Below are 14760 nucleotides of genomic sequence, written 5' to 3'. Positions count from 1 at the left end.
GTGTTCACATCCCTATGACGCGGGTCTGCGCGGCCACCGCCACCAGCGGGGTGCCGGTGGGCGCGCAGATGGCCTGGCTGCTCATCAGCAGCACCGGCTGGCCGGCGGCGAACACGCGCGTGGCCGCCACGATCCATTGCGCCGTCACGCAGGGCCCGTTGCCCTGCGGCGGCGAAAAGGCGCAGCCGGCCACCAGGTAGGGCGCCGCCTGCGTCGTCACCGGCTGGCCCGAGACCAGCACGCGCGGCACGGGGGCGCTGGGCGTGGCCTGGCCGCCGTGCGCGCACAGCACGGTGGCGCCGAGGTGGAGGAGGGGGCCGGACATGCTGTTGCCTCTAGACGATGGTGAGGGCGCCGGCGTTGATGGTGACCGTGGGACCGGTCATCACGATGGACGCGCCCTTGCCGTTCTGGATGTAGATGCCGGTGTCGTTGACGATCAAGGTGGCGCCGGTCGCGCTCTTGAGCATGATCCCGCCGCTGGGCCCGGGCAGGTCGCTGATGGTCAGGCCGTTCTGCAGCGGTGTCTGCAGGGTGATGGCCTGCACCGCCGGCGGCGTCAGCCGCGCCAGCGCCGGCACCTCGGCCGCGCTGCCCCAGAAGCAGCCGACCCAGATCGGGTGGTCGATGTCGCCCTGCTCGTACTCGATCCAGACGCCCGAGCCGATCATCGGCAGCGCGAACATGCCGTTCTGGATCCCGGCCACCGGCACGCAGGGCATGGCCCAGGTCGAGGGCATCACGCCACCGACGTCGGGCACCTGCACCATCAGCCGGCCCATCTGCATCGGATCGATGTTGTTGAGCACCATGCCGCGGTACTTGCCGTAGAACTTCTCGGGCACTGGATGGGCTCCTTCAGACGGGGACCTTGGGCGTGATCGACACCAGCCCGTTGCGCGTGAGTTCGAAGCTCTGCTTGAACTCGCCGCGCTTGAGGTTGCTGGTCACGCTGCTGACGTAGTACAGCCCGTCGTAGGCAATGCCCACGCCGCGCACGCCGACCAACCCGCGCGCCTTGAGCGGCCGGCCGTAGCGCAGCACGTCCAGCGTGCCGCTGCCGCTCACCGCGTCCTGCGACTTGGCCGCTTCCGCGAGCCCGGCCGAGATGGCACGCATTGGGCTCATCTTGGCGGTGTCCTTCATGAACTTGATGTTGGACAGCGGCGTGGGCAGCGCGCCCAGCGGCGGCTGCAGCGGGTTCAGGTTGGGGATCGGAATCGGGATCGGGACGCGCGTGAGCTGGTTCTGGATGAACACGACGGGCAGCACGCCCTTCTCGGGATCGAAGGTGAAGCTGAGCGACTCGACGTTGGTCAGCGCGTCCATGTCCACGTTCAGCGCCGGCTGCGGCACGCCGATCTTGAGTTCGGGCCCGAAGTAGGCGATGTTGGTGCCTGGCGTCGGCCCCGGCTCGACGTAGAACACATAGCCCACTTGGCGCGCCAGCTCCTGGATGTAGGCCAGGTCGGTGCCCTGCTGCGCCGGGATCTTGTCGATCGGGATCTGCACATCGGGGAAGAGCACCGGGATGATCATGGGGATGAGGCCGAAGGGCGCGTACTTGGCGCACAGCAGCGCCACGCGCCCCTCCACCGGCACGGCCGGGAAGGGCAGGCCGCTCCAGTCCTGCTTGTCCATGGCCTTGGTCACGTCCTCGCCGGTCACGACCAGGCTGCCGGGTTGCCCCTGGCTGCCGGGCTGAACCTGCACGTTGGTCATCACGCCGTCGAACAGCGGCTGCGCCTGGCCGTTGAGCGTCATCACCAGCAGCACGCGCAGCGCCGGCGTGAAGGGCGTCGAGTTGACGCCGGCCAAAAGGAAGATGGTGTTGAGTTCCGAGCGCGCGGTGATCGAGAACTTGAGCTGGAAGCCGCTCGCGCTGCCGGTGGCGGTGCGCACCTCGACGCTCTCGAGTGCGTCCGTCACCACCCGCGGCACCGGGATCGGCACGATGGGGCCGATCATCAGGCTGAGCTGGATGCCCTTAGCGAACATCTCCGGCTCCAGGTGCGGGCACGCCCTCGGGCAGCGTGATGGCCAGTTGGCGGCCGACTTCGGCCACCAGCGCCTCGGGCAGCATCGCGCCGTTGGCGTCGGCCAGGCGCCAGTTCTGCTCGGCTGCACCCAGGTGCTGCGCGGAAAGGTTGTCGAGCCGGTCGCCGGCCACGACGGTGGCGGTGGCAATCCGCGCGAAGTTCTCCGGCGGCGGCAGGAAGCGCCGCGTGACGAACACCATCTGTCGGCCGTCCGGCAAGGTGGCCTGCGCGATCGGCAGGCCGTGGTAGCGGCTGTCCGGAGCGAAGGCCGGCTGCGCCAGGCCGTTGGCCTGCATGAAGGCCTGGATCGGATCGACCATCACGAAATCCCCCCGATGCCGAGCGTGGAGAAGGACACCGGCTGCACCTTTGCGGCCAGCCTCTCCTTGCCCTGCAGATAGGTCATGAACAAGGACCCGCCCTTGGACGAGAAGCCCAGGTCGTCCACCGACAGCACGCGCAGGCTGAACGAGACCTTGGCGCGGATCGGGTTCAGCGCCGGGTCGAAAGCCTCCTCGGTGATCGAGAAGTCGGCCAGCTTCACCGGGACGATGCGGCTCTTGCCCCAGACGAAGAGGAGCAGCGGCGCCAGCATGGGCGCGATCTCCAGCGTGCCCGAACTCGCCTGGCTGTCCACCCGCTGCAACTGCGCCGCGCTGGGATGCGACAGCGACTCCAGCACCGCCAGTTGCGGCGCGATCCCGTGGGCCGTGGCGCTGGCGTTCTGGTCCGGGAACTCGAGCTGGTCCGTGGCGTCGATGTCGGCCTCGAAGCTGATGGTCTCCACGGCAGGCCCCTTGAAGCGCGTGGGCTCGGTGCGGTCGGTGCCTTCGCCGCCAACCGACTGGGCCTGGAGCTTGCGCGTCAGCGAGTCGGCGTTGTATTGCAGCGAGATCACGCGCTGCACCTGGGCCGATTCCGGGTCGACCAGGACCAGGCCGCCCTTGATCAGCTTGGGGGAGTTCGGGGTCGTGCTCATGGCGTGGGCGCCTCCGGCGGCGTGAAGCTCGACTTCGCGTGGAAGGCGGGATCGGACTCGGGCCGCGTGAAGTGGTTGTGCGGCGACGCGTCCAGGCTTGCGTGGTGCAGGTAGGCGATCACGCGCGTGGCGGTGACCCGTAGCTTGGTGTTGCCGGCGGCGTCGTGCTGGCGCTCCTGCGTCCACTCGTATTTGGCCGGGTTGTTGAGCGAGCCACGTGCCTTTGTGGCCAGCTCGGCCAGGGTCGGCAGCACCTTGGAGTCGATGTCGTAGGTCATGGTGCCCCCGTCGGGCATGCTGCCCTTCAGCTTGTACAGGCGCTTGCGCGCACCCTTGCCCGTGGGCTCGACGATGGTCGACGTGAACTCGCCGGCCTTGAAGCCGGGCGCGACCCCGCCGGGCATCGCGCGCTGCGCGGCCAGGAATTCGCTGGCGTCGGCCGGTTCGAAGCCTTCCTCCGTGAAGTCGTGGCGGTACAGGCGCTGCCCCTGCTGGCCATAGGTGGTGTTGAGCCTGGCCTCGGCCTCGGGACGTGGGTCGTCCTTGACCAGCCGCGCCGCCAGCGCGTTGCGCTGGTCGTCGGACAGGTGGCCATACAGGCGCTTCATGTCAGGCAGCAACTCGGCCGCGGTGAACTTCGCCTCCCCGGGGTGCTGGAACAGCGGCCCCGAGAAGCCTTCGAAGCTGCGCCCCTTGGCGACGGCAGCGCTGCGGTCCGCCTCGTGTTGCTTCTGCGCGGCTGCGATGTCGGACTTGCGCTTGGCCAATGCCTTGGCGCGGGCCTGCTGGGCCGCCAGGAGATCCTTGCCCTTGAGGTTCTTGTCGATGGCGGGGGGCTCGGGGAACTGGGCCTCGAGCTTCGCCTTGAAGGCGGCATCGCCGCGCGCGAACTCGGCGCCGGCGCGATCGGCGAGCTCGGGATCGGTGCCGTAGGTCTGCTCGTGCGTGGGCGCGATCACCGTTCCGCGCCCGCCGAAGGCCTCGTCCAGCAGGTCCAGCATCTCGCCATTGCGCCCAAGGTCGCAGCCCTTGATGCGCACCACCGTGTAGGCGTCCACCTGCGGGCCGACTTTCGCCAGTGCCGAGTTGCCCTCTGTCGGGTGCAGGGCCTTGCGCAGTTCGGTGGCGTTGAGCTTGCGGTCCGGATCGCTCGGGTTCAGGCCGAACATCAGCGTGCCGTCCTCGTTGGCATGCGAGACCAGGTACAGGTTGCCGATGGGTGCCTTGATTTTGTTGGCGACGTGAAGCAGCACGTCGGCCAAGCTGCGCTTGTCGATCACGATGATCGCCTTCGGTCGGTGCGCCTTGAAGAAGCCCAGTGCGTCGCGGTAGAAGGTGTCGCCCTGCGTGTCGCCCATGATGAACACGTAGTCCTGGCGCGGCGGGCCGGGGGCCTGCTGTGGTTCGAACGCCGGGGGCGCCTTCACCTCCGGCTCGTCGGCCTTGGCCCGGCGCAGGCTGCGCTGGCCGGCCAGCGCCGACTTGCGCCCGCCGACGAACTTCTGGTCGAAGAAGTCGCGCAGCGTGTCCTCTTCGTCGCCCTGGAAGTCGCTGTCGAGCTCGTTCGGGTTGATCGCCGCGAAGATCGCGGTGAGGTCGGCCGGCGGCGCGTCCAGCAGCAGCGCCAGGATGCCGCGCTCGTCGTCGTTGCCTGTGTAGCCGGACTGCATCTCCTGGATGAGCAGGATCTTCTGTTGCGCGCTGAGCTGCGTGAAGGGCGCCTGCTTGTTCTTCCACAGCCGCACGATGCGGCGGGCCTTGTCGTCGCTGTCGTTGTTGTCCTCGATCTTGCCCGGCCCGTGGGTCGCGAGGTAGCTCTCCAGCGTAGGCACGGCGAAGTCGTCGGTCTCGAAATCGTCGAGATCCTTCGCGCTGAGGAGCTCGCGCTGCATGAGTTCGTTGCCGTCGCCCTGCTGCACCACGTGGGCCAGCTCGTGCGCCAGCAGGTGGCGGCCGGCCGGCGTGGCCGGCTCGTACTGGCCGAGATTGAACACCAGGTCCTCGCCCACGGTGTAGGCGCGCGCGCCCACGGATTGCGCCGAGGCGGCGGCTTGCGCGTCGGCGTGGATGCGCACGCTGCCGAAGTCGTGGCCGAAGCGCGACTCCATGAATTGCCGCGTCGCCGGCTCCAGCGGCGCGCCGCCTTCGGCCAGAGTGGATTGCACCGCGGCGGCCGCGGCCGGGCTGCTCTCGCGCGCGCCGGGCGCTTGCGCGGGTTGCTGCGCTTCGCGCGCGACGTCGATCTGCGGGCCCAGCGGGTTGGGCTTGCCTGGGTTGAAGTGCTGGTAGAGCCGCACCAGGTCGAGGTTCAGCGTGAAGCGCACGTCCTGCCTGCCCGCCTGCAGGTCGGGCATGGCGGGGGTCTGCGCCATCACGCTGCCGCCCGGCTCGATCAGCGGGTAGGGCGAGATGCCGTTCCTGAAGCCACCTGACAGGTTGATGCCGTCGCTGAAGAGGCCCAGCTGGACCTGCATCGCCGACAAGGAAGGCAGCGCCGAACCCTTGGTATCGATCCGGCCGCTGCTGTCGAACTTGAGGCTGGAGAGATGCGTGTTCAGCACGCCGTCGTTGAAGGCCTCCAGCAGCGAGGTGGCGTCCAGGCCGAAGTCGAATTCGAAGCGCGTCTGCGCGCTGTCCAGGATGCGGTAGGTGAAGGTCTTGACCGGGAACTGCGGCACGAGGCCGGGCAGCATCGCGAGGTTGAAGTCGTCGAAGTTGCGGCGCATGGCCGGGTTCACCATCGCCATGCTCCAGAGGAAGGCGTAGTTGGCGCCCAAGAACACCGGCACGCCCACGCTCAGTTCCGCCGGCTGACGCATGAAGTCGGCCGCCAGCTTCTCGGTGAAGACGCCGAAGGCCGGGTTGTTCTCGCCCAGATTGGCAGCAACCACGCCCAGGCCTTCGCCGGCCGGGTCGGGCGCTTCCTTCTTGCGCTCCTCGTCCTCGCGCTGCACCGTCGGCGCGCGCAGCGGCGTCAGCGCGGGCTGGGTGCCGCCCTGCATCACGCGGTCGGCGGCCTGGTCGGCTTCCTGCTCGTGGCGGTCGCCCGGTGCGCCGATGGACAGCTTGGGTTGCAGCCAGGCAGAGGCCGGCGCGGTCGTCGACGCGACAGGTGCGGGGCCGCGGGGGGCGCGTGAACGGGTCATGGGCAAGCCCTGTTCAGCACGTCGATCATCCAGTTGGCCACGGCGATGTCGGTGCGGCGCGAGTTGATCTCGTCGACCACCCAGTCGCCGGCCTCGTTGAAGGCAGTGCGAAACGCCCGCGTGCCACGGCCGTGCTGCTGCTGCAGTTCGCGCGTGTGGACCGAGTGGATCTGCTCGTGCGCCAGCGTCAGCCTCTCTTCCAGCGGACCGCAGGGCCCGGCCACCGGCGCCACCCGCACCGTCCCGCTCGAGTCCGTGGTGCCCGCCGTCACGAGGCTGCTGCCGGCGGCGGCGGCGCGGGCCTCGATGCAGGCTTCGACCTGCGCGCCGGTGGTGTTGCCCGGGTCGGCACCGCAGGCGGTGTACTCGCCGATGAAGAAGTTGGCGTCCTGGATCTCGGACTGCAGCCGCGGGATGCAGCTGCAGAAGGCGGTGGTGATGTCCAGCAGGGCGCGGTCGGGGAAGTCGGCGATCAGCAGCGCCGCGTCGCCTGGGTTGCCCTCGGCCTGCAGTTCTTCCACCACGTAGGTCACGGTGACGGCGCCGAGCCGGCCGTCCTGCGCCAGGCCGTGCGAGGCCTGCCAGCGTGCCACGCCGAGCGCGAGGTCGCGGTCCGACACGGCCGGAAAGCGCGATACGCCGATCACGTCGCGGATCACCGCCAGCGAGTACGGGTCGCTGAACTGGCGTTGGTTGAAGCGGATCGCGTCCTCGATGTCGCGCTCGCTCATCGGGCGCTCCGTCGGTGCGGCCACCTGCGGCCCGATCGCCAGGTCGCACTGCACCAGCGGTGTGGTGGCCGACTGCTGCACCACGTGGGTCAGCTCGTGCGCCAGCAGTTGCCGGCCGCCGCGGCTCTGGGGCGCGAAGCGACCCGGCGCGAAGGCGATGTGCTCGCCCACGGTCCAGGCGTTGGCGCCCAGCGCCTGGGCCGAGCGCGCGGCTGCTTCGTCGGCATGGATGCGCACGCGCGAGAAATCGTGGCCGAAGCGTTGCTCGAAGTCCTGCCGCAGTGGCGCGTCGAGCGCGCGGCCGCTGCTTGCCAGTACCTGGTCCACGCTGTCCGGCGCGGTATCCGATTGCTGCGCGCTCGCGGCGGGCGCGCTGGCGCGCTGCACGCGGGGTGGGCTGGCGAGCTGCGGGCGCGTGAGCTGGTCGGCCACACGGTCGGCCTCTTCCTCCAGCGGATCGTGGGCCGCGCCCACGGCCAGCTTCGCTTGCAGGCCCAGCGCCTTCTTGCGCTCGCACTCGCTGCAGTGGCCGGTGAGGCCCGCCGAGCCGCCGCAGGCGCACTTGCGCTGCAGCCAGCGATGCTTGCCACCGACTTGCGTGCGTTCGGCGCCGGATGTGCGTGCGGCGAGGGCGGCGGTCATGGCGCACCTGCCTTGCTGCCAGCCGGGCTCGCGGGGCCGCCCGCGATGCGCATGGCCACGGCGCGGCCTAGGGCCGCGGCGCCGGCGTCGTGGGGCAGCCGGACCTTCTCGGCCTGCAGCCCATGGGCGTTGCCTTGCGTGACCAGCGGGCTGCCGCCGACGGCCAGCAGCGTGCGCAGCTCGGCCTGCAGCGCGTCGGAGACGGCCGCGGCATCGGCGCGCTCCACCCCGCGCAGCACCAGCCGGTCGATATGGAGGACGATGCGTGGCATGGCGGACTCGCTTATTCCGTCAAGCGTTGCGGGTCCTCAGACCCACCCCCGCGTTTCCGCGTCCGAATAGGGCTTGTCGCGCTTGGCCGCGTCCAGCTGCGCAGCCTGTAGCAGCGTGGCCATGCCGATGGGCGTGCCGGCCTCGGCGGCCAGAAAGGCGGCCGCCAGCGCGATGTTTCGGATGGTGCCGCCGGCCACGTTCAGCCGCGCCAGCTTGGGATAGTCGATGTCCGCGTCCAGCGGCGCGCCGGCCGGGAACACCGCGCGCCAGATGCCTTCGCGCTGCGCCTGGTCCGGGAAGGGGAAGTGCACGACGAAGCGTAGGCGGCGCTGGAACGCGGCGTCCAGCGCGGCCTTGTGGTTGGTCGTCAGGATCGCCAGGCCGCCGTAGGCCTCCATGCGCTGCAGCAGGTAGCTGACTTCGATGTTGGCGTAGCGGTCGTGGCTGTCCTTGACCTCGCTGCGCTTGCCGAACAGCGCGTCGGCCTCGTCGAACAGCAGGATGGCGCCGGCTTCCTCGGCCGCGTCGAAGACTTTGCGCAGGTTCTTCTCGGTCTCGCCGATGTACTTGCTGACCACGGCCGACAGGTCGATGCGGTAGAGCGCCAGGCCGAGTTCCGAGGCGATGACTTCGGCGGCCAGGGTCTTGCCGGTGCCGCTGTCACCCCAGAACAGCGTCGCGATGCCCAGCCCGCGCGCGCCCTGGGCGGCGAAGCCCCATTGGTGGTGCACCGTGAGCCGGTGGCGCGCGTGGGCCGCGATTTGGCGCAGCACGGCCTGCTGGGCCTCGGGCAGCACCAGGTCGGACCAGCGCGCGCGCCTGTCGATGCGCTGGGCCAGGCCAGGCATGCCATGGGCGGGGCCGCGGCTGGCCTCGTGCAGCGAAGCGGCGTTGGCGGCTGCGTCGTCGCCGCTTGCCTGCGCGGCGATCTGCGCGATGCGGCGCGCGCCCAAGCGGTACTGCGTGGCCAGCGTGTCGACCACCGGCCCCAGTGCCGCGGCCTTGTCGGCCAGCGCGGCCTGCCAGAGCTGCAGCCGTTCGGGCGCCTCGGGTCGCGCGATGTTCTGGCGCAGTTGCGGCGTGTCGCCCAGCGCCAATTCGTGGCCGCTGACGAAGACCAGGCCGCTCAGGCGTTCCAGCAGGCGCGCCACGGTTGCTTGCGCCTCGCGCTCCTCGCAGTGGATCAACAGCCCGCAGCCCAGCAGCGCAGCCTCGCGCAACCACAGCGCTGCGAAAGCGGCCTGCTCGACGGCGGCCGTCGGTACGTCGGTCGCACGCAATCGATACAGGCCGGCGCCCAGTCCGCCCGCGACCGCCGCGGCCACGTCGTGCTGGCCGGGGGCATCGTCACCGTCGAGCACGATGGCGGGCAGGCGACTGGTGGCGCCGCGCAGCCGGGCCAGCAGTTGCGCGACCGCGGCCTGCTGGTCCCGGCCCATGGCGCCGGCCGGCGGGTGCGGCTGCAGCAGCGGCTGCAGGCGGTGGTCCAGCGCGTTCAGCCCGGCGATGAAGTGCAGCACGCGCTCTTCCAGGCGCAGCCTGGCGCCGGCGATGCCGGTGCTCTCGTCGACCTCCAGCAGGCGCCAGCGGCGCAGCGGCTCGTTCGGCGCGATGGCGCTCCAGTGTGGCTGCGGCAGTACCGCCAGCGCGAGGCCGAAGCTGGCCCACGGCCGATGCGGCGGGCCGCCGCCCTGGGCGCACAGGGTGGCGATGCGCGCGTCCATCTCGACGCCGGCCACCAAAAGCAGGAGGTCGCGCTCGAAGGCGCTGAGCGCGAACAGCGCCGCCAGCGTGTCGATGGCGGCCGGTGCCGGCATGGCGGCGCGCAGCGCGGCGGCCTCGGTTTCCGCCGCGGCTGCGTCGCGCGCACCGTCGCCCGCACCGTCGCCCAAAAGGGCCGCCAGCCGCGCGAACTCCGCCACCAGCAGGCGCTGGTTGGCGTCGCTCCAGGCGAGCAGGCGGTCGGGCGCGTTCACGTGATCTCCACCGTCCGGTCCAGGAAGCGCGGCAGTTCCGGCGGCTCGAAGTCCATGTCGATGATCGGGCTGTCGATGTCGTCGATGCGCAGGCGCGCCAGATGCACGCCGACCGGCGCGTCGGGGATCACGAAGACCAGCGAATTCGGCGTGGCGCCTGCCGTCTGCGGCAGCACCTCCGCCGCGCCCAGCACCAGCACGGCGCGCTGGCCTTCGTGCAGGTCGGGCGTGAACTGGATCGAGACGCTGGCCGAGCCGTTGCCCGCGCGCGCCACGGTCTGCGGCAGGTTGGTGATGCGCGGCGCCAGCGTCAGCAGCAGCGCGTTGGACTCGTGCAGCCGGTCCTCGCCCTGCGCATCGGGCCGCGTCAGGCGCACGCTCACGCGGTACACGCCGGCCGGTAGCGCGGCCTGCTGGCCGGCCAGCGAGAAGGCGGCCACGGTGGCGGCGGGGCGGTCCGGCGCGGGGGCGAGCACCGGCAGCATCTGCGCGATGTCGAAGCGGTCGTTGCGCAGCCAGGCTTCGCGGTCGTCGCCGTCGAGCAGGCTGCCCTGCAGGGCCACGGTGTCACCGATGGCTGCCGCCGGCTGGCGCAGCGGCGGCACGGCGCGCACCAGCACCGGCACGCTGGGCAGCAGGCTGGGCTGCACGGCGATGCCGGTCTCGCGGCCCGTGTCTTCGTCGATGCGGCCGCGCGTGAGCACCGGCAGCGGCGTGCGGGCCGGGCGCAGGGCCTGGATCAGCACCACCGAGGCGCTGTAGGCCATGCTGGGGCGCAAGTGGCTTTGCGTGGCGGTCCAGAGCTTGGACATCTCCTCGTTGTTCAGGTGCTGTGGCGTGATCTTGATCAGCTCCACCTGCTCGGCCAGGCCCGATTCGGACAGCGCGCGCAGTGCCGGCGGCAAGGTGGCGCCGGTTGCGGGCGAGGGGTTGAGCGCCGTGCGGATGGCCTCGCGCGTGAGCACCGGCATCTCGTGCAGCAACTGCGTGGCGTAGCCCAGGAGGATTTCGGCATGCAGGTCCCCGGCGCTGTAGGCCGACAGCAGGTAGTGCAGGTCGAGCGCCAGCGGCGGGTTCGTGAGCCGCGCACGGCCGGCGCCGTCGCGCGAGGGCAGGGCCTCGTTGCGCCAGCCGGCGTTGGGCGTCACACCGTACAGGAACAGGTTGAGCTGCGAGGCCTCGGTGCCGCCGGTGGGCACCACACGGTCGGGCGCCAGCAGGCTGACCGTCACGCTGGAGCCCAGCACGCCGCTGACGTTGCCGTTGACCAGCCCGTCGTTGAGCAGGTCGCGCAGCACGGCGCTGACGCCGGCGATGGCCAGGGCTGTGCTCATGTCTTGCTCCTCGCGGCGAGGTAGGCGTCCAGCGATACGGGTTGCGTGCGCTCGCGCGGGCGGGCCTTGGGGCGGGGCGCTTCGTGCAAGGCCGTCACGTCGATGCGGCCGATGTGGATGTGGACCTCGGTCTCTTGGCTGGCGGCGGCTTGCGGCGCCGGCCGGAGGGCGAACTCTGCCGGGCCCCGCACCGTTGGGGCCAGGGGCGCGGCGTGGCCTGCGGTGCTTGGCTGCGGCGGCAGCAACGGCGCGGGTTCCTCGCGGCGTGGCGGGGGCGTTGACTGCGGCCGGGCGGGTGTGAGCAAGGACGCCATGATGGGCATGGCAGCGGCCGGAACAGCGGGCGCGCCGGGTGCGCCGGGTGGCTGTGCGGGCGTCGTCGTGGCCACCGGCGTGCGCGTCGCCGCTGACTGGCGGGATATGGGCATCGGCGCCTTCGGCGCCGCAGCCTCGGCCTCCACGGGCTGCGCGCGCCCGGCCTGAGCGGCGACGGCGGGCGATTGCACGAGTGGTGGCACGGCTTGCTCTGGCCCGGCCGTGGCGAGCGAAGCTGGCTCGGGCGGCCGGGGCCGCGCGGGCACGCGGGTCTTGGACACAGCCGCTTCCATCAGCGGCGGCGCCGTGTCGTCCTGCGGCCGGTCGAGGCGATCCGCGCCGAACGGCAAGCGCACGTCCGAGCGCACTGTCCAAGCGTTGCCGGCGGCGCGCTGGGCCAGGCGGTGCAGCAGGCCCGTCATGCCGCCCCCACCATGGCCAGGTAGCTGGCCCGCCGCGTCGGCGTCAGCGCCAGGATCTGCGCCTCGCTCCAACCGTAGGCGCCGGCCAGATGGTGCACCTCGCGCAGCAGCACCAGCGCGCGTGCCTCGATCTCTTCCCACAGCAGCTGCCCGGCGTCCAACTGCACCAGGTCCGCATGGCCGCAGGCCACGCACTGCAAGGCCAGCGCCAGGTCGGCTTGCGGGTCCAGCGCGTCCAGCCCTTCTTCGACGGCCCGCAGCGCCGCCTCATCCAACCGCGCGGCATCGCCGGCCAGGGTGCAGCGTGCGAGTACCTGGCGCGCGGCGCGTTCGGCATCCGCGTCGGCCGCCACAGCCGCCAAGTCGCGCAGGCTGGGCGCGCGCACGCGCAGGCCGGCGACCTCGGCCTCGCGCGGGGCCAGGTCGTCGTCCTGGGCAGGGGCGAGCAACTCCCGCGCGTCCAGCGCAAAGGCCAGGCGCTGGCCGCATCGCGGGCAGTCGGCATGGCCGTCGATGCGCGGGCCGAAGCAGGCCGCGCGCAGTTGCAGCAAGCTGGCGTTGACCGCACCCAGCGGCAGGTCGGCGATGGCCTCGGCTGGCCAGTCCGGGCGGGCCGCGGCGGCCAGCAGCGCGCTGCGGTCGAGCGCGTGGCGGCTGGCGCCACGCTCCCACAGCGACAGCAGTTCAGAGCCGGCCAGCGCGCGCATCGCCACCTTCCGCACCGGGTCGTCGTTCAGGCAGGTTCGTTGAAGGTGGGCTCGGCCGGTTCGACCACGTCGTAGTCGCGCTCCCAGCCCTCGTTCTCGAGCTTCAGGGTCTGGATCGCGACGGCGTTGGCATTGGCGTCCAGGTCCGGCAGCGCCTGGTACTCCGACACCCAGCAGCGGAACACCTTGTAGGCGATGGCGAGCTGGCCGGCCTCGTTGTAGACCTCGATGATCAGGTCCTTGCGAAAGTTCGCCAGCGAAACCTCGGCGCCCAGCCCGGAGCCGAAGTTCCAGACCTTGTTGGCCCAGCGCTCGAACTCGACGTCGTGCGTGACGCCGCGCTCCAGCGTGATGGCCTCGAACTTGGTGCGGCCCGGGGACTTGCGCGTGGAAGACGGATCGCCCCCCTCGCGGTGCTCCACCGGCTCGGTGCTGCGCTTGAGCGCGCCGACCTTGGAGATGCCGGCCACGTAGCGGCCGTCCCACTTGACGCGGAATTTGAAGTTCTTGTAGGGGTCGAAGCGGGTGGCGTTGACGCTGAACTGTGCCATGTCGTTCTTCCTCGGTCAGGTTGGGATCTGGCCGGCCATCTGCTGGATCTTGATGACCACGAACTCGGCCGGTTTCAGCGGCGCAAAGCCGACGACCACGTTCAGCACGCCCAGGTTGATGTCGGCCTGCGTGGTGGTCTGGCTGTCGCACTTGACGAAGTAGGCGTCGCGCGCCGAGGCGCCCTGGAACGCGCCCTGGCGGAACAGCCCCTGCATGAAGGCGCCGAGGTTCAGGCGCACCTGCGCCCACAGCGGCTCGTCGTTGGGCTCGAACACCACCCATTGCGTGCCGCGGTACAGGCTTTCTTCGAGGAACAGCGCGAGTCGGCGCACCGGCACGTACTTGTATTCGTCGGCGCTGACGTCGGCGCCGCGCAGGGTGCGCGCGCCCCAGACCACGCGGCCGTTCACACCCATCGAGCGCAAGCAGTTGATGCCCAGCGGATTGAGTTGGCCGTTCTGCAGGTCGTTCAGATTGATCTGCAGGTCCTGCACGCCGTTGAGCGCCGCGTCGAGCCCGGCCGGCGCCTTCCAGACGCCGCGCGCCACGTCGGTGCGCGCCATGATGCCGGCCACCGCGCCGCCGGGCATGAAGGTGTCGACACGGCTGTCGCGCAGCGGGTCGACCATGCGCAGGCACGGGAAGTACAGCGCGGCGTTGCGCGCACCGGGGCCGCTGAGGTTGAGCCCGGTGCGGCCGGTCTGCGCATTGGTGACGGCGCTCGCCGCCGGCACGGCCCAGCCTGGATCGGGGTCGACGACCAGCATGGCGCGGCGCTCCACGCACAGCGCCAGCGCGGCCTGCCAGACGTTGGCCGGCACCGGGGTGTAGGTGGACGGCAGGGTGGTGGTGTTGCGCGCCAGCGGCGGGATCACAAGCAGGTTGAACAGGTCGGCATGGGCCAGTGCATGGATGCCGGTGCGGCCGGCGGCATTGCCCAGCAGGTCCTCGGCGCGCAGCGGGGGGCCGTCGTCGCCGCCGGCGGCGTCGATCCATGTGATGGTGGTGGGCGTGACGGTGGAGGCTGGCCGCGCCACCGGCACCGCGCCCAGCGCCCGGACCAGCGTGGATTCACGCTCCAGCACCAGCGGCAGGTAGCGCGGGTCGCCGGCGGTGGTGGACACCGCGCCGATGGTCTCGAACACGAAGTCGTCGCGGCCCGGCCGCACGCGGTAGCGCAGGCGCAGGTTGAAGCGCGTGGTGTCGGCGGCCGGCAGGCCGCTGTCGGTGCCATGGTCCACTGCGGCCGACAGCCGGCCGCCCCAGGCGCCCAGGCTGGCCGCCGTCAGCACGAGATTGTCGCCGCCAGTCGGCAGCGTGAGGGTGGCCGCCGAGGCCGCAGCCGGCGCGTCGGCCGCATCCGGATCGGCCGCCGTGCCGACCAGCCGCACGACCAGCGCCAGCGCGCCGCCGTTCAGGTAGAAGTCGCGCACCGCATAGGACATCGGACAGTCCACGGCCAGGCCACCGAACCGGCGCTCGTAGTCTGCGAAGCTGGTCAGCATCAACGGGTCGTTGATAGCGCCGGAGGCGGCCCGGCCGACGAAGGCCGTGATCGAGGTGGCCACACCGGTCAGGGTGCGCACGCCACTGGGCACTTCTTCCACGTAGACGCCTGGGTAACTCAGGGCACTGGGCATACAT

General features: G+C 71.1%; 14 protein-coding genes. All 14 read right to left on the bottom strand.

The window, feature by feature from the left end; genetic code table 11:
- Window positions 1-4: 4 nt before the first annotated feature.
- From ACSQ86_RS35580 to ACSQ86_RS35515, 14 genes are read right to left on the bottom strand one after another with little or no spacing between them, the layout of a single operon-like run.
- Window positions 5-325, bottom strand: coding sequence for a hypothetical protein (locus tag ACSQ86_RS35580; protein ID WP_436306523.1), 321 nt, complete (start codon window positions 323-325; stop codon window positions 5-7).
- 10 nt (window positions 326-335) lie between these two features.
- A complete protein-coding gene (locus ACSQ86_RS35575) occupies window positions 336-845 on the bottom strand; it encodes a phage baseplate assembly protein V (protein ID WP_436306524.1) in 510 nt (169 codons plus the stop codon).
- A gap of 13 nt (window positions 846-858) precedes the next feature.
- Entirely contained in the window at window positions 859-1998 is a 1140-nt protein-coding gene (locus tag ACSQ86_RS35570; RefSeq protein ID WP_436306525.1) for a hypothetical protein, read from the bottom strand.
- Window positions 1988-2359, bottom strand: a complete 372-nt coding sequence (locus tag ACSQ86_RS35565; protein WP_436306526.1) for a LysM domain-containing protein — start codon at window positions 2357-2359, stop codon at window positions 1988-1990. Before ACSQ86_RS35565 ends, ACSQ86_RS35570 begins: the two co-directional genes overlap by 11 nt.
- Window positions 2359-3018 (bottom strand): CIS tube protein, encoded by a 660-nt coding sequence (locus ACSQ86_RS35560; RefSeq protein ID WP_436306527.1) that lies wholly within the window; start codon window positions 3016-3018, stop codon window positions 2359-2361. Before ACSQ86_RS35560 ends, ACSQ86_RS35565 begins: the two co-directional genes overlap by 1 nt.
- A complete protein-coding gene (locus tag ACSQ86_RS35555) occupies window positions 3015-6164 on the bottom strand; it encodes an eCIS core domain-containing protein (RefSeq protein WP_436306528.1) in 3150 nt (1049 codons plus the stop codon). Before ACSQ86_RS35555 ends, ACSQ86_RS35560 begins: the two co-directional genes overlap by 4 nt.
- The gene (locus ACSQ86_RS35550) at window positions 6161-7537 is read right to left on the bottom strand and encodes an eCIS core domain-containing protein (RefSeq protein WP_436310796.1); all 1377 of its coding nucleotides are present in this window, start codon (window positions 7535-7537) and stop codon (window positions 6161-6163) included. Before ACSQ86_RS35550 ends, ACSQ86_RS35555 begins: the two co-directional genes overlap by 4 nt.
- Window positions 7534-7809 (bottom strand): hypothetical protein, encoded by a 276-nt coding sequence (locus ACSQ86_RS35545; RefSeq protein WP_436310795.1) that lies wholly within the window; start codon window positions 7807-7809, stop codon window positions 7534-7536. The genes ACSQ86_RS35550 and ACSQ86_RS35545 overlap by 4 nt, the downstream gene beginning before the upstream one ends.
- Before the next feature lie 36 nt (window positions 7810-7845).
- The gene (locus ACSQ86_RS35540; RefSeq protein ID WP_436310794.1) at window positions 7846-9786 is read right to left on the bottom strand and encodes an ATP-binding protein; all 1941 of its coding nucleotides are present in this window, start codon (window positions 9784-9786) and stop codon (window positions 7846-7848) included.
- The gene (locus ACSQ86_RS35535; protein ID WP_436310793.1) at window positions 9783-11120 is read right to left on the bottom strand and encodes a Pvc16 family protein; all 1338 of its coding nucleotides are present in this window, start codon (window positions 11118-11120) and stop codon (window positions 9783-9785) included. The genes ACSQ86_RS35540 and ACSQ86_RS35535 overlap by 4 nt, the downstream gene beginning before the upstream one ends.
- A complete protein-coding gene (locus ACSQ86_RS35530) occupies window positions 11117-11857 on the bottom strand; it encodes a hypothetical protein (RefSeq protein ID WP_436310792.1) in 741 nt (246 codons plus the stop codon). The genes ACSQ86_RS35535 and ACSQ86_RS35530 overlap by 4 nt, the downstream gene beginning before the upstream one ends.
- Complete coding sequence (locus ACSQ86_RS35525) at window positions 11854-12564, bottom strand: hypothetical protein (protein WP_436310791.1); 711 nt, start codon at window positions 12562-12564, stop codon at window positions 11854-11856. Before ACSQ86_RS35525 ends, ACSQ86_RS35530 begins: the two co-directional genes overlap by 4 nt.
- A 26-nt stretch (window positions 12565-12590) precedes the next feature.
- Window positions 12591-13115: a phage tail protein gene (locus ACSQ86_RS35520; protein ID WP_093103603.1), complete on the bottom strand. Its 525-nt coding sequence runs from the start codon at window positions 13113-13115 to the stop codon at window positions 12591-12593.
- 15 nt (window positions 13116-13130) lie between these two features.
- On the bottom strand, window positions 13131-14756 hold the full coding sequence (locus tag ACSQ86_RS35515; RefSeq protein WP_436310790.1) for a phage tail sheath family protein: 1626 nt from the start codon (window positions 14754-14756) through the stop codon (window positions 13131-13133).
- Window positions 14757-14760 lie beyond the last annotated feature (4 nt).

The organism is Variovorax sp. LjRoot130 (assembly GCF_964253755.1).
Taxonomy (GTDB): domain Bacteria; phylum Pseudomonadota; class Gammaproteobacteria; order Burkholderiales; family Burkholderiaceae_C; genus Variovorax.
Note: the sequence above shows the minus strand (reverse complement) of the source record. Positions and strands in the feature narration are given on the sequence as shown.

Bases quoted from the DNA above. Each gene is read 5' to 3' on its own strand.
- ACSQ86_RS35565 (WP_436306526.1), bottom strand. From the start codon at position 2,359: ATGGTCGATCCGATCCAGGCCTTCATGCAGGCCAACGGCCTGGCGCAG.
- ACSQ86_RS35555 (WP_436306528.1), bottom strand. From the start codon at position 6,164: ATGACCCGTTCACGCGCCCCCCGCGGCCCCGCACCTGTCGCGTCGACG.
- ACSQ86_RS35525 (WP_436310791.1), bottom strand. From the start codon at position 12,564: ATGCGCGCGCTGGCCGGCTCTGAACTGCTGTCGCTGTGGGAGCGTGGC.
- ACSQ86_RS35570 (WP_436306525.1), bottom strand. From the start codon at position 1,998: ATGTTCGCTAAGGGCATCCAGCTCAGCCTGATGATCGGCCCCATCGTG.
- ACSQ86_RS35520 (WP_093103603.1), bottom strand. From the start codon at position 13,115: ATGGCACAGTTCAGCGTCAACGCCACCCGCTTCGACCCCTACAAGAAC.
- ACSQ86_RS35535 (WP_436310793.1), bottom strand. From the start codon at position 11,120: ATGAGCACAGCCCTGGCCATCGCCGGCGTCAGCGCCGTGCTGCGCGAC.
- ACSQ86_RS35530 (WP_436310792.1), bottom strand. From the start codon at position 11,857: ATGACGGGCCTGCTGCACCGCCTGGCCCAGCGCGCCGCCGGCAACGCT.
- ACSQ86_RS35580 (WP_436306523.1), bottom strand. From the start codon at position 325: ATGTCCGGCCCCCTCCTCCACCTCGGCGCCACCGTGCTGTGCGCGCAC.
- ACSQ86_RS35545 (WP_436310795.1), bottom strand. From the start codon at position 7,809: ATGCCACGCATCGTCCTCCATATCGACCGGCTGGTGCTGCGCGGGGTG.
- ACSQ86_RS35515 (WP_436310790.1), bottom strand. From the start codon at position 14,756: ATGCCCAGTGCCCTGAGTTACCCAGGCGTCTACGTGGAAGAAGTGCCC.
- ACSQ86_RS35560 (WP_436306527.1), bottom strand. From the start codon at position 3,018: ATGAGCACGACCCCGAACTCCCCCAAGCTGATCAAGGGCGGCCTGGTC.
- ACSQ86_RS35550 (WP_436310796.1), bottom strand. From the start codon at position 7,537: ATGACCGCCGCCCTCGCCGCACGCACATCCGGCGCCGAACGCACGCAA.